We start from the raw sequence: 13,074 nt of genomic DNA on the forward strand, positions 1-13,074 counted from the left end.
CGGTCGCTCAGGTGGTCGGCTCGTCGAGGCAGGTCACCTGCTGCACCCAGCCGTAGGCGAACGCGTCGTTGCCGAAGACGACCGGTGCCGCCTCGTGCGCCACGACCTGCTCGATCTCGATGGTGACCTCGGTGTCACCCGACCAGGCGTCCGCGTCGTTGCTGTAGGCAACGAGCACCTGGAGGTGCTCGCAGTCGGCCTCCGTGAACAGCGCCGCCTGCCAGCAGCCTTCCGTCCAGGTCTCGAGGCAGAGGTCGGTGTACCGGCCGTCGCCGTAGTACTCGATCGCCGCGGGGAACGCATAGCCCGTCTCACTCGACTGGTACCGATCGACCATCGAGTCCTCGAACTCCTGCTGCGCATCGGTCGCCACCGTCGTCAGCAGGCGACCTCCGGCGATCGCGGCGAACGTGATCACCGCGACGACGGCGAGCGAGCCGGCCACGATGCCGACGATCGCCGGCCAGCGCAGCGTGCGTCGCCGAGGCGGCTCGGTCGGCTGCGCGGGAGCGAATGCGGTCGTCGGCAGGGGAGCGGGCGTGAGCGGTGCCGCCTCGACCGGAGCCGGAGCGGCGAACGTCGGCGCCGGTGTCGGGGCGCCGACCGGTGCTCCTGGCAACGCGGGCTCGGCCTCCTGCAGGAGCACGCCCCTGGCGGCGTCGAGCGTTGCGGCCCACGCCTCGGCCTGCCGTCGCTGTTCGGGATCGGGGTAGCGCGACGGATGCCTGGCCCACGATTCCGAGGAATGGGCGCGCTCGACGAGGTCGGCGGTGAGTCTGGCGTCGGGGGAGATGCGCAGCACGTGCCGCGCCGTGTTCGGGTCCACAGCGCGATCGTAGTGGTCGCCTGCGTCGCGAACCGCATCGGTGTCCCGTCCGTGCCGATGTGCGCGCCTGCGACGATCGAGGGCTGACGCCGTCGGCGGGGTGTGCAAGGCTGACCGCATGCCCGAGTCACCGGAAGTGCAGGCACTCGCCGAAGAACTCGACGCCCGGCTGACGGGCCGAACGCTCGCCGAGGTCGACACCGTCGAGTTCCGCATCGCGAAGACGCGCGCCCGCCCGCCGGAGTCCCTCGTCGGCGAGCGCGTGAGCGGCGTGAGCCGGCACGGCAAGCTCCTCGACCTGGCCTTCGGACCCGCCGGCCATCTCGTCGTGTCGCTCGGCCGCCACGGGTGGGCGCGATGGTCGAGCCCGTCCGTCGAAGCGGATGCCGCGTCATCCGAACCGCCGCCGCCCACGCTCGCGACGCTCGTGTTCGACGAGGGGCCGTCGCTCGACCTCACCGACGCCGGCGAGTGGGTCTCGCTCGGATGCTGGGTGGTCGACGACCCAGCCGAGGTGCCGGCGGTCTCCAAGCTCGGCCCCGACCCCGCAGGCGAGGGGTTCACCCGCGACGCGTTCGACGGCGCGGTCGTGGGCCGCCGCAAGCAGGTCAAGGCCGTGTTGCAGGAGCAGGAGTCGCTCGCAGGCATCGGCAACGCGTACTCCGACGAGATCCTGCACGCGGCGAAGCTCTCGCCGGTGGGCCATGCGTCCGCGCTCGGCGGTGACGAACTCGATCGGCTGTTCGACGCGACCGTCGGCGTGATCGGCGCGGCGATCGCCGAACGGCGGGGCGTGCCGATCGCGCGGCTCAAGGCAGCGAAGGTCGCCGCGATGCGCGCGCATGGCCGAACGGGGGAGCCGTGCCACGTATGCGGCGACACGATCGCGGACTTCTCGTTCGCGAGCACGACAGCCCAGTACTGCCCGACCTGTCAGACGGGTGGTGCCGAGCTGCCGCTGAAGGGCGCGTGAACGTCAGCCGTGGACGCCGACGGCGGGGACGTGGGAGCCGCCGACCTGCGACCGCGAATCGACCGACATGCGACGGGCGCGCGGCCGACGTGCGACCTCGGCCTACGCCGAGAGCGGCGTCTCGCGCGGTGAGCCCGCGTAGACGCGGCTGAGTGACTCGGGCGCCGCCGAGAATCGGCCAGGCCGACCCTCGGCGGTCAGGTATTGCACCCGGATGCCGCGACCGATGCGGGTCACCTTGGTGACCTCGTAGACATGGCCGGCCACGTTCACGAGGGTGTCGCCCACCTCGAGGTGGCGGGCCTGCCGCAGCTCGATCGTCTTCATAGTGAGAGCTTCTCACCAACCACCGACATTCGAACATGTGTGCGGATGCGGGTGGCGCATCGGTCAACCGGTCGCGGCGAGCTTCCGCTCGAGCTCGTCCTCATCGCGCACGAACCAGACCTGGCTGCCGCGGTTCGATTCCCACACGTAGTCGCTCAGCGCGCGGCTCGCCTCGATGTACTCGGTGAGGTCGCCGACGATCGCGAGGCGCACTCGATAGGTGACGAGCTTCTGCGTGAACGCACCCGCGAGGCCGGTGCTCAGGTCGAAGAACGCGGGGTCGAGGCGTTCGACGGGCACGGCGGCGGTCTTCGCATCGTGCGACCAGGCGCTGCCGATGAGGTCGATCGCGTCGTCTTCTGACGCGATCGGCTCTCCCTCGACGGGAAGCGTGAAGACGCGGAGGTCGCTGCTCGGCTCGTTCGACATGTTCCGACCCTAACCGCGCCGGATCGAACGGGGAACGGGTGGGCGCGAACGGGTGGGCCGGAACGGGTGGTCCGGCGTGGGTGGTCGGTGGCAGCATGGGGTCGTGCCCGAACTTCCGGAGGTCGAAGCGCTCGCCGCGTTCCTCCGCGAGCGTGCCGTCGGACGCACGATCACGTCGGCCGCGGTCACCGCGATCTCGGCGCTGAAGACGTTTGATCCGCCGCTGAGCGCGCTCGCCGGCGGCGCGATCGCGGCGGTCGATCGCCACGGCAAGTTCGTCGACCTGACCGTCGGCCGCGATCCGGGCGCGGAGGTCGTCGATCCCGGCGACGCCGTCGGGGCGGGCCCGCCGGTGCACCTGGTGTTCCACCTCGCCCGCGCGGGCTGGCTCCGCTGGTTCGACGAGGTGCCGAAGACGATCCTGAAGCCGGGCAAGGGCCCGATCGCGCTGCGCCTGAAGCTCGACGACGGGTCCGGTTTCGACCTCACCGAGGCCGGCACGAAGAAGTCGCTCGCGGTCTCCGTCGTGCGCGATCCGAACGCGGTTCCCGGCATCGCCAGGCTCGGTCCCGATCCGACGGCACCGGGGTTCACGCTCGCCGACTTCCAGGCGGTGCTCGACGGGCGCCGCACGCAGATCAAGGGCGTGCTGCGCGACCAGTCGGTGTTCGCGGGCATCGGCAACGCCTACTCCGACGAGATCCTGCACGCGGCCCGCATGTCGCCGTACGCGCTCGCCGCGAAGCTCTCGCCCGAGCAGGTCCTGACCCTCTTCGCCGCGCTGCGCGACACGCTCGCCGAGGCGATCGCCACGGCATCCGGTCGCCCGCCGGCCGACCTGAAGGACGCGAAGCGGCGCGGCATGCAGGTGCACGGGCGCACGGGCGAGGCGTGCCCGGTCTGCGGCGACACCGTGCGCGAGGTGCGGTTCGCCGACTCGTCGTTCCAGTACTGCCCGACCTGCCAGACCGGCGGCAGGCCGCTCGCCGACCGGGTGCTGTCCCGCCTGCTGAAGTAGCGACCGGGCGCCGCCAGGCGATGCGCATGCGGGGTCTCCGAGGCTCGACGGGATGTCGGTGGTCCGCGAGAGCATCGGGGTGATGAACGACGCTCACTCCACCACCCGGCTCATGCTGACCCCGCTCACCGTCGACGACGTCGACGACATGTTCCGCGTCTACGGCGACGAGCGCACCTGGCAGCACCTGCCGACGGGTCGACACGTCGATCGCGACCAGACCGCGAGGGCTGTCGAGAAGGCGACGCAGAGTCGAGAAGCCCACGGCTTCGGCATGAATGCCGTGCGGCTCCGCGTGCCCGTCGGCTCACTCGCCGCGGGCGACTTCGTCGGCGTCGCCGGTGCGAACATGCTGGTGATGGGCGCCTGGAACCTCGGCTACCGGTTCGAGCCCGAGGCGTGGGGGCACGGACTGGCCGGCGAGGCGGCCAGGCTGTCGCTCGAGGTCGCCGTCGCGAGCGCGCCCGACGCCCCGGTGACCGCGCGCGTGTTCGCGACCAACCCGGTCTCGATCCGCGTGCTCGAGCGGCTCGGCCTCGACCTCGCCTGGCGCGGTTCGTCGGGTGCCGAGCCGCTCGGCGGCGGCGACACGACGCACCTCGAACGACTCGTGTTCACCGACCGAGACCTCGACGATGAGCTCCTCGATGCCGTCATCGCGCTCGGCTGACGTCGGCGCGGGCCGGGTCCGTGGGGTCGGGCGAACCCGGCACGCCCGTTCGGCGGGTCAGCGATCCGCCGTCTCGGCCGCGAGCAGGTCGGCCGTTCGCACCAGCCACGTCCCTGGGTCGTCGCGATGATAGACCCGTTCGTCGGGCTCGATCCGATCGAGGAACCCCCGGTAGATGATCGCCTGCCGCAGGGCGGCGACGGGTCCGAGCAGGCGCAGCGCCTCGGCGGGGTCCGACCCCGGCACGGCCCTCGACCAGACCTGCGTCCAGTGCGCGCGGGCTGAGTCGCGGTCCGTGGGCGTCAGCCGTTCCGTGAACGCCGCCTCGTCGAGCAGCGGGTGGCCGACGCCGGAGTCGCCCCAATCGAGCAGCGTCAACTCGAGGCCGATGCCACGGAGGTTGCCCGTGTGGAAGTCGCCGTGCACGAGCGTGTCGGGCAACCCGCACGCCTCGATTCGGCGTGCCCGTACGTCGAGGCCGTCGATCAGGGTCGAGACGGCGGCGCGCTGCTCCGGCCCGAGCTCGTCGGCGGACGCCTCGAGGGCGTGCGATCCGGACTCCGCGATCGCCGGCAGCCGCCAGTCGGGCAGTCCCATGCCGAGCAGCTCTTCGATGGATCCGACGGTGTCGCGCTGCAGGTCGACGAGCAGGTCGATCATGGCCTCGCGTTGCGCACCGGTCGAGACGAAGAGGTCCTCGCCCGCGATCTCGGCGAGGAGCGCGGCATCGCCACGGCGGGCGATCAGGCGCGGTACGGCGTGGCGCGACATCCGCTCGATGACCGCGCCCTCGTGCGCGAAGAACGGCGGCACCTGCTTCAGCCAGACGGTGCCCGCGGCCGTCGGCAGCATCCACAGGTTCGAGAGGTTCCACGACTTCACCTGCCCGGGCCGGCCCGTCAGCGCGATGCCGCGGGCGGCGAGCTCCGCCTCGGCCCACTGCAGGACGCGCGTCGGGCCCTCGGGTTCGGCCCACGGCATCCGCAGCGCCTCCGGTGCCGTGACCGCCGCATCCGCCGCGCTGACGGGCGACAGCTCGATCGGCGGCACGGCCTCGATCTCGGCGAGGTAGCGCACGAGGTCGGGTGTGACGTTCGGCCTCCGGTCCACGTCGAGCAGGCGCAGCACGATCACCTCGAGTCCGAGCGACGTGCGCGCCGCGGCGACGACCGGCCGGGCGAACGGCAGCCACGGCTCGGCAGCCGTGAGCACGGGCGTCGTGCCGAGCACCTCGCCCGACGGCAGGCACAGCACGAGCTCGACCTCGCGCGTGCGCCCGTCACCCATCCCCGAAGGCTAGGGCACCATCGCCGCCGGTGTCAGCACGCCGTTCACGAGTCGCTCGAGCAGCGCGAGGCCGTCGGGCGAGGTGACCGACTCGAGGTGCCCCTGCACGGAGGCCACGCCGCGGCCGCGCAGGGCGTGCACGACGTCAGTCGCGGCATCCGCCGCCACCTCGAGCTCGAGTCGCGGCGTCGTCGAGCGGTCGGTCGCGAGCGCCGAGAACGTGTTGTAGAAGCCGATCGCCGCGGGCTCGCCGAACACGTCGATCGGCACCTGCACGCCCTGCCTGGGCGTCGGCAGCGGCGCGAGCGGCAGCCCGGCGAGGTCGGCGAGCACCTGGTGGCTGAGGCACACCGCCAGCAGCGGCCGATCGGCCTCCAGGCGGGCGGCGATCAGCGTGCGCATGCGGGCGATGCGCGGATCGGCCGCGTCCCGCGGGTCGCCGGGTCCGGGGCCGAACACGACCAGGTCCTGGGAGGCGGCATCCGGAGCCTCGTGCCACGGCACGAGCCGCACGTCGAGGCCGAGGTGGCGCAGCTGGTGCGCGAGCATCGTCGTGAAGTCGTCGTTCGCGTCGATCACGAGGGCCGTCAGACCGCGCGGCTCGTGCGCCTGCTGCGGCGACCTCCAGAACGCGGCGAGGTGGTCGTTGCGTGCGGCGAGCAGCTCGGCATGGAGGTCGGCGACGACGGATGCCGCGGCACGGCCGGCACCGGCCCGGGCACGGGCGGGAACGGGCGCAGCCGGCCGAGCCGCGACATCCGCCCGGGGGATCGCCCCCAGCGCCGTGAGCATGCCGGCCGCCTTCGCGCGGGTCTCGGCGACCTCGCCGACCGGGTCGGAGTGGCGCACGAGCGTCGCGCCGACCGGCACGCTCACGCGGCCGTCGCGCAGGTACGCCGTGCGGATCAGGATCGGCGCGTCCACGTCGTAGCCGCTCGCGGTCGGCGTGAACCGGGCGAACACGCCCGCGTAGTAGCCGCGCGCGGTCGGCTCGTGCCTGGCGATGACCGAGCAGGCGTTGCCCATGGGGGATCCCGTGACGGTCGGGGCGAACATCGTGCGGCGCAGCACCTCGCGCGGATCGAGGTCGGAGTGCCCCTCGAGCAGATACTCGGTGTGGGTGAGGCGCGACATCCGCTTCAGGAAGGGACCGCGGATCCGCCCGCCCTCCGGGCAGACCGCGCTCATCATCTTCAGCTCCTCGTCGACGACCATGACGAGCTCCTCGCGCTCCTTGACGTCGTGCAGGAACGCGAGCAGCCGGTCGTCGAGCGAGTCGGCCGCGGCGTCCGCCTCCGTCAGCACGTCGTGGCGGAACGTGCCGCTGATCGGGTTCATCGAGACCAGGCCGTCGATCGACGAGACGTGGCGCTCGGGGGTCGCCCCGACCGCCGCGAGCCCCGGCGTGTGCACCGCGAACGTCCAGAACGCGCCGTGCTCGTGCTCGAGCAGTGCCCGCAGCCATCCCAGCACGGCGACGGCAGGGGGCACGTCGGTGGAGCCCACGAACTCGCGCCGGATCACGAAGTTCGCGCCCTCGCCGCGCCCGATCTCCTCGTCGATCACGCGGCGCACGATGTCGGCGTACGCCTCGTCGCTCACGTCGACGTCGAGATCGGCGACGACGACCGGATGCCGCGGCAGCGCCTCGATCGCCTCGTCGACCGGCACCGCGGCACGCTCGCGCACCACGAGGCAGCGGATCGGCGCCCCGTCGTCGTGCGCCGCGAACCCGCGCTCGCGCACCTGGCGGAACGGCACGAGCGCGAGCACCTCGGCCCCGTCGAGCGGGATCTCGGCGAGCAGTTCGACGTCGACGACCTCGCCGACCAGCACGTCGACCACCGCCTCGTGCTCACGGCGGATGACGGCGAACGGCGGGGCGTCGACGCCGGCCGCAAGGAGCGAGGCGAGGAGGGCGGCCTGGCGCTCGGCGGGCGTCGTCGGCGGCACGGACGGATTCGGTGCGGTCATGAGGTCTCCGGAGGTCTTCTGGCCGTCGGGCCGGAACCTTCCGCAGATGCGAAACGACCGCCCTCGGGCGGTCGTCGTACGTCGAAACGTGGAGTCCGCCTAGGAGGCGAGCCACCAGCTGCAGGTCGACGTGGTCATGCCGACGACTCTAGGTCATGCGGGCGCGGCGCACCACCCGCGCGTCATGCGCGGTCGTCGGCGGGCTAGCATTCGGGAATGCCCGCAGCCCCGGATCCCGCGCTCGTCGCGCGCCTGCGCGCCGCCGGCTGCGTGTTCGCCGAGGACGAGGCGGCCCTGCTCGAGGCGGCCGTCGTCGAGCGGTTCGGGCGCACGGGCGCGGATCGCGCGTCGGTGTCGGCGTCGTCATCGTGGGCGTCGGTCGAAGCGGATGCCGCGGCCGAGCTCGAGCGCATGGTCGCACGCCGCGTGGCCGGCGATCCGCTGGAGCAGGTGCTCGGCTGGGCCGAGTTCGGCGGCATCCGGATCCTGCTCGAGCCAGGGGTGTTCGTGCCGAGGCGGCGCACCGAGTTGCTCGCCGAGCGGGCCTCGACGTTCACGTCGGCGGTCGCGGCATCCGGTCGGGTGCCCGTCGTCGTCGACCTCTGCTGCGGCGCCGGCGCGATCGGCGCCGTGATCGCGGATGCCACGCGGCCGATCGAGCTCGTCGCCGCCGACCTCGATCCGGCGGCCGTGCGCGCCGCCCGGCGCAACCTCGAGCCCCGCGGCGCGCGCGTCGTCGAGGGCGACCTCTACGCGCCGCTCCCCGCCGACCTGCGCGGGCGCGTCGACGTGCTCGCCGTGAACGCCCCCTACGTGCCCACCGGCGAGATCGCGATGATGCCGCCGGAGGCCAGGGACCACGAGGCGCTCGTCGCGCTCGACGGCGGAGACGACGGGCTCGACGTGCATCGGCGGGTCGCGGCATCCGCTGCCGACTGGCTCGCGCCCGGCGGGCGGCTCCTCATCGAGACGAGCCGACGGCAGGCGCCCGTCACCGCGGCCCTCGTCGAGGCGGCCGGGCTCTCGGCCGAGATCGTGCGCGACGACGACCCCGGCGCCCACGGCGCGGCGGAAGACCAGGGCCGCGACGGCGGATGGGCCGACGCCCACGACGAGCACGACGACCACGACGAGCGAGGCGGCACCGTCGTCGTCGGCACGCTGGCGGGGTGACCCGCGGTCCGCGTCGGCGCCGGCCTGCTCAGCGGCTCGACGCGAGCAGCGCCTGCACCTCGGCATCCGTCGTCTGCGTGAACTCGAGGTAGTACTGCCCGACCGCCATGAACGCGGACGGCGTGGCGAGGCACACGAGCTCGTCGATCGCCGGCGACGCCACCAGGTCGACGGCGGCGTCGGGCGAGGCGACCGGAACGGCGAGCACGACGGATGCCGCGCCGCGCTGCCGTGCGACCAGGCACGCCACCCTGGCCGTCGCGCCCGTGGCGACGCCGTCGTCGACGATGATCGCCGTCCGCCCGGCCAGGTCGACCGGGGGAGCATCGCCGCGGAACCGTCGGACCCGCGACTCGAGCTCCGCGCGCTCCCGACGCTCGACGGCCCCGAGCGTGCGCTCGTCGACGCCGCCATGCCGCAGCACGTCCTCGTTCAGCACCCGTGCGCCCTGCTCGCCGATCGCCCCCATGGCGACCTCCTCGTGGCGGGGCAGGCCGAGCTTGCGCACGACGAGCACGTCGAGCGCGAGCGCGTCGGCGACGGGGGCCGCGACCGGCACCCCGCCGCGGGGGATCCCGAGCACGACGGGATGCGACCACGGGCCGTGCTCGCGCAGCAGGCTCGCGAGTCGGCGGCCAGCGTCGCGTCGGTCCTCGAACACTCGTTGCGTCATGGTGCACCTGCCGTCCGGCCTACCCCCGCGATGCGCGGGCGTCAAGCGCGCGTTCCGTCTGCGGGTCCTTCCGGTGCGGGGGGCGCGAACGCCGTCGCGCGGTGCCGACGTCGATTCCGAACCCGTGGAAGACGAGTATTTTTCGTCTCAGGCGGTGCGTAACCTACACTGAACGAAATCCATCCCCTTTACCCGGGGGGAACCCGAATCGAAGGATGCGACGGTGCCCTTGCAACCGTCGGGCTTGGAGTGTCCGTGGGGCGTCACAGCGTCACCGCATCGACGAAGACGTCGAGACGCGGTCTCTACCTGTCCGTCATCGCCGCAGTCGTCGTCATCGGCGTCGTGGCGTCCGGCGTGTACCTCTGGATCGGGGGGCACCTCGATCCGTCGCAGGCCGCAGCCGGATCCGAATGCGAGAGCGTCGAAGAACTGCACATCGTCGCCGATACGACGATCGCGCCGGTGCTGTCCGACATCGCGGCCGACTTCGACGCCGCCAACGACGGCTGCGTCAGCACCGAGGTCACCTCGCAGGAGTCGGCCGACACCTCGGCCGTGCTCGCCTCGGGCGGACTCGACGTCGACGCCTGGGTGCCCCAGTCCTCGGTGTGGGTCGACCGGGCCGCTGCCACGGCCGCGTCGCTCGGCCGGGCGACGCCGAACGCCCGCGTCGGCCAGACCATCGCGGTCTCGCCCGTCGTGTTCGCCACGGCGGCTTCCGATGCGACCGAGATCGCGAGCGAACCGCTGACCTGGTCACGGGTGCTCGACGGCTCGCTGCCGGCGATCCTCCCAGACCCCGAGGCGTCGGCGGCGAGCCTCACGAGCCTCGTCGGGCTCGGTGCCCACGCGCCCGCCGACGACCCGCGTCCGCTCGCAGCGGCGATGATCTCGCTCGGCAAGTCGATTCCCGCGTCGACGAGCGCCGCGTTCGGCGCGCTCGCGACGGCAGCGCAGCCGAGCGTCGTGCTCACGAGCGAGGCGCAGGTCGCCGAGTACAACGGCGACGACCCGAGCGAGACGCTCACCGCCGGATACCCGACCGACGGCACGCTCATGCTCGACTACCCGCTCGTCCGCATCGGCGACGCCGCCGACGAGGCTGCGCTCGCCGCCGAGGGCGAGGCAGCCGGCACGTCCGCCGAGCCGTCCGCCTCCGAGGGGTCGACGCCGCGGGTGCAGACGGTCTCCCTGGCGGCACGCACGTCCGACACCGCGGCCTCCGATGTCGCACGCGAACTGTCGGAACGAGGGCGACTGCTCGCCACGTTCGAGAAGGCCGCGACGGCCGCCTACGACCGCCTCACTGCGGCCGGGTTCCGCACGGCCCTCGGAGCCGGCAAGATCGACACGCTCGGCATCGCGCCGGAGGGCCCCGCCGCCGAGGTCGTGCCCGTCGACGCGGCGACGGCGCTCACGCTGCTGCGCACGTGGGGCGTGCTCTCGCTGCGCGCACGGTACCTCGCCGTCATCGACGTGTCGGGGTCGATGGAGGAGCCCGCCGACAACGGCCTTCGCCGCATCGACATCTTCCAGCAGGCGGCGATGAACGCCGTCTCGAAGTTCTCGGGCGAGGTCGACCTCGGCGTGTGGGCGTTCTCGACGCTGCGCAACGGCGACCTCGACTACGAGGAGCTCGCGCCCATCGCGCCGCTCGGCGATGCCGCGCACACCCAGCAGATCGGCGGCATCATCCAGTCGCTCCCGAGCCGCCTCGGCGGGGCGACCGGACTCTACGACAGCGTGCTGGCGGCGGTCGGCCGGGTCCGCGAGGGCTACGACCCCGAGAAGGTCAACGCCGTGCTGCTCATCACCGACGGCAGGAACGAGGACGAGAACGGCATCGACCTCGACGGCCTGCTCGCGGAGCTGGCCAAGGGCGAGGAGGGCACGCAGCCGGTGCCGGTCATCCTCATCGGGTTCGGGCCCGACACCGACCTCGACGCCATGCAGAAGATCGCGAAGGTCACGAAGGGCGGCGCCTACTCGGCGTCCAAGCCCGAAGACCTCGGCACCGTGCTGGTCGACGCGCTCTCGCAGCGCAGCTGCCGCCCCGACTGCGGCTGATCGGCGGTCTCGCCGACACACGGAACGGGCCGGAGCGCACTGCGCTCCGGCCCGTTCCGTGTTTCACCGGCGCTGTCGCGCCGCGCGGATGCTCGCGGCGCTCAGTGCGCGACGAAGTCGGCGTCGGTGTCGGCCGGACGGCGCACGAAGATGCTGCCGACGATCGCGAACAGCGACAGGATGGCGCCGACGAGGAACGCGGTGTGGATTCCGGCGGCCTGGGCGGCCTCGGCCGACGGAGCGGTGGACGCCGCCGCGGCGCTGCCCGCGGCCATGACGGTGATGAACAGCGCCGTGCCCGCGGCCCCGCCGACCTGCTGCACGGTGCCGACGATCGCGGATCCGTGCGCGTAGAAGCGGGGTTCGACCGAGCCGAGGGCCGTGGTGAAGAGCGGCGTGAACATGAACGCGAGTCCGGCGGACAGCGCGATGTGCGCGGCCAGGAGCAGCCACGGCGACGTCTGCTCGGAGACGAGCGTCAGCGACCAGAGCACGCCGCTCACGAGGATGCTGCCGGGCACGAGCAGCGGCCGCGGGCCGAACCGGTCGTAGAGGCGGCCGACGGTCGGGCCGAGCAGACCCATCACGAGTCCGCCGGGCAGCAGGAGGAGCCCGGTCATGATCGGCTCGAGGTGCAGCACGTTCTGGAGGTAGATCGGCAGCAGGATGATCGTGCCGAACAGCGCGGCCATCATGACGGCCATGAGGGCGATCGAGACGGCGAAGTTGCCCGACGTGAAGGGACGCAGATCGAGGAGTGCGCGGTCGCGGCGCTGCAGCTGCAGCTGGCGCAGCACGAACGCGAGGATGCCGAGTGCGCCGGCGCCGAGCGAGATCCACATCTGCGCGGCCGTCGCGGTGCCGGCCGCCTCGCCGCCGATGAGGCTGAGGCCGAACACGAGCCCGCCGAATCCGATCGCCGACAGCACGACCGAGAGCACGTCGAGCGGCACGCGCTTCGGCGTGTTGACGTTCTCGACGCGCCGGATGCCGATGATGAGCATGCCGACGGCGATCGGCAGCACGAGCCAGAACATGAAGCGCCACGAGAGGAAGCTGAGGATCAGACCCGACAGCGTCGGCCCGATGGCCGGGGCCACCGAGATCACGGTCGAGACCCGGCCCATGAACCGGCCGCGGTCCGACGGGGCGACGAGCGTCATCAGCGTGGTCATGAGCAGCGGCATCATGATCGCCGTGCCGGTGGCCTGCACGACGCGGCCGCCGAGGAGCATCTCGAACCCCGGCGCGAGCGCCGAGATGAGCGTGCCGGTCGAGAACAGCCCCATGGCGGCGATGAAGACCGCTCGCGTCGAGAAGCGCTGCAGCAGGAAGCCGGTGATCGGGATCACGACCGCCATGGTGAGCATGAACGCGGTCGTCAGCCACTGCGCGGCCGAGATCGTGATGCCGAGGTCGACGACGAGGTGGGGGATGGCCACGCCCATGATCGTCTCGTTGAGGATCACGACGAAGGCGGCCGCGAGCAGCAGCCAGATCACGCGCGAGTTGCGTGCGCCGTGCAGGGCCTCGTCGTCGGTGTGGTGGTGCTCGTGCTCGGACCCGGCGGCCGTCGAGGCGATCGGGCCGGAGTCGAGGTCTGAGGAGACGTCTGGAAGGGCGCGTTCAGTCACGGAGCGGATCCAATCGGCAG

General features: G+C 72.5%; 12 protein-coding genes. 5 read left to right on the forward strand and 7 right to left on the reverse strand.

Translation table 11 applies throughout. The annotated features are described in order from the left end of the window. Positions 1 to 7: 7 nt before the first annotated feature. Entirely contained in the window at positions 8 to 826 is an 819-nt protein-coding gene (locus tag ABIC29_RS05885) for a hypothetical protein (RefSeq protein ID WP_354243529.1), read from the reverse strand. Between the two features lie 118 nt (positions 827 to 944). Between ABIC29_RS05885 and ABIC29_RS05890 the strand changes: the two genes are divergently transcribed. After that, positions 945 to 1,799, forward strand: a complete 855-nt coding sequence (locus ABIC29_RS05890; protein ID WP_354243532.1) for a DNA-formamidopyrimidine glycosylase family protein — start codon at positions 945 to 947, stop codon at positions 1,797 to 1,799. Between the two features lie 102 nt (positions 1,800 to 1,901). On the opposite strand, the gene ABIC29_RS05895 is transcribed toward ABIC29_RS05890, so the two are convergent. Both ABIC29_RS05895 and ABIC29_RS05900 read right to left on the reverse strand, forming a co-directional pair. After that, positions 1,902 to 2,126, reverse strand: a complete 225-nt coding sequence (locus ABIC29_RS05895) for a hypothetical protein (protein ID WP_354243535.1) — start codon at positions 2,124 to 2,126, stop codon at positions 1,902 to 1,904. 63 nt (positions 2,127 to 2,189) lie between these two features. Continuing rightward, entirely contained in the window at positions 2,190 to 2,555 is a 366-nt protein-coding gene (locus ABIC29_RS05900; RefSeq protein WP_354243537.1) for a DUF4180 domain-containing protein, read from the reverse strand. Positions 2,556 to 2,658: 103 nt separating this feature from the next. On the opposite strand from ABIC29_RS05900, the gene ABIC29_RS05905 reads away from it, so the two are divergent. Both ABIC29_RS05905 and ABIC29_RS05910 read left to right on the forward strand, forming a co-directional pair. Then, on the forward strand, positions 2,659 to 3,573 hold the full coding sequence (locus ABIC29_RS05905) for an Fpg/Nei family DNA glycosylase (protein ID WP_354243539.1): 915 nt from the start codon (positions 2,659 to 2,661) through the stop codon (positions 3,571 to 3,573). 82 nt (positions 3,574 to 3,655) lie between these two features. Further along, positions 3,656 to 4,243, forward strand: a complete 588-nt coding sequence (locus tag ABIC29_RS05910; RefSeq protein WP_158551780.1) for a GNAT family N-acetyltransferase — start codon at positions 3,656 to 3,658, stop codon at positions 4,241 to 4,243. Between the two features lie 57 nt (positions 4,244 to 4,300). Here the strand turns inward: ABIC29_RS05910 and ABIC29_RS05915 are convergent, their stop codons facing one another. Both ABIC29_RS05915 and ABIC29_RS05920 read right to left on the reverse strand, forming a co-directional pair. Beyond that, a complete protein-coding gene (locus ABIC29_RS05915) occupies positions 4,301 to 5,530 on the reverse strand; it encodes a phosphotransferase (protein WP_354243542.1) in 1,230 nt (409 codons plus the stop codon). 9 nt (positions 5,531 to 5,539) lie between these two features. Then, a complete protein-coding gene (locus ABIC29_RS05920; protein WP_116081277.1) occupies positions 5,540 to 7,504 on the reverse strand; it encodes an anthranilate synthase family protein in 1,965 nt (654 codons plus the stop codon). Between the two features lie 216 nt (positions 7,505 to 7,720). On the opposite strand from ABIC29_RS05920, the gene ABIC29_RS05925 reads away from it, so the two are divergent. Then, positions 7,721 to 8,677: a putative protein N(5)-glutamine methyltransferase gene (locus ABIC29_RS05925; protein WP_354243545.1), complete on the forward strand. Its 957-nt coding sequence runs from the start codon at positions 7,721 to 7,723 to the stop codon at positions 8,675 to 8,677. Positions 8,678 to 8,705: 28 nt separating this feature from the next. On the opposite strand, the gene ABIC29_RS05930 is transcribed toward ABIC29_RS05925, so the two are convergent. Next, positions 8,706 to 9,350 (reverse strand): phosphoribosyltransferase, encoded by a 645-nt coding sequence (locus ABIC29_RS05930; RefSeq protein ID WP_354243548.1) that lies wholly within the window; start codon positions 9,348 to 9,350, stop codon positions 8,706 to 8,708. A 255-nt stretch (positions 9,351 to 9,605) separates the two neighbouring features. On the opposite strand from ABIC29_RS05930, the gene ABIC29_RS05935 reads away from it, so the two are divergent. Beyond that, positions 9,606 to 11,420 (forward strand): VWA domain-containing protein, encoded by a 1,815-nt coding sequence (locus ABIC29_RS05935; protein WP_147309137.1) that lies wholly within the window; start codon positions 9,606 to 9,608, stop codon positions 11,418 to 11,420. A gap of 101 nt (positions 11,421 to 11,521) precedes the next feature. On the opposite strand, the gene ABIC29_RS05940 is transcribed toward ABIC29_RS05935, so the two are convergent. Then, entirely contained in the window at positions 11,522 to 13,054 is a 1,533-nt protein-coding gene (locus tag ABIC29_RS05940; RefSeq protein ID WP_502915449.1) for an MDR family MFS transporter, read from the reverse strand. Positions 13,055 to 13,074 lie beyond the last annotated feature (20 nt).

It is taken from the genome of Agromyces sp. PvR057, assembly GCF_040547485.1.
In the GTDB taxonomy this organism is placed as follows: Bacteria; Actinomycetota; Actinomycetes; order Actinomycetales; family Microbacteriaceae; genus Agromyces.

What these genes read in the sequence shown, in the direction of transcription:
- ABIC29_RS05890 (WP_354243532.1), top strand. Translation starts at nt 945, where the DNA reads ATGCCCGAGTCACCGGAAGTGCAGGCACTCGCCGAAGAACTCGACGCC.
- ABIC29_RS05895 (WP_354243535.1), bottom strand. Translation starts at nt 2,126, where the DNA reads ATGAAGACGATCGAGCTGCGGCAGGCCCGCCACCTCGAGGTGGGCGAC.
- ABIC29_RS05900 (WP_354243537.1), bottom strand. Translation starts at nt 2,555, where the DNA reads ATGTCGAACGAGCCGAGCAGCGACCTCCGCGTCTTCACGCTTCCCGTC.
- ABIC29_RS05910 (WP_158551780.1), top strand. Translation starts at nt 3,656, where the DNA reads ATGAACGACGCTCACTCCACCACCCGGCTCATGCTGACCCCGCTCACC.
- ABIC29_RS05915 (WP_354243542.1), bottom strand. Translation starts at nt 5,530, where the DNA reads ATGGGTGACGGGCGCACGCGCGAGGTCGAGCTCGTGCTGTGCCTGCCG.
- ABIC29_RS05920 (WP_116081277.1), bottom strand. Translation starts at nt 7,504, where the DNA reads ATGACCGCACCGAATCCGTCCGTGCCGCCGACGACGCCCGCCGAGCGC.
- ABIC29_RS05925 (WP_354243545.1), top strand. Translation starts at nt 7,721, where the DNA reads ATGCCCGCAGCCCCGGATCCCGCGCTCGTCGCGCGCCTGCGCGCCGCC.
- ABIC29_RS05930 (WP_354243548.1), bottom strand. Translation starts at nt 9,350, where the DNA reads ATGACGCAACGAGTGTTCGAGGACCGACGCGACGCTGGCCGCCGACTC.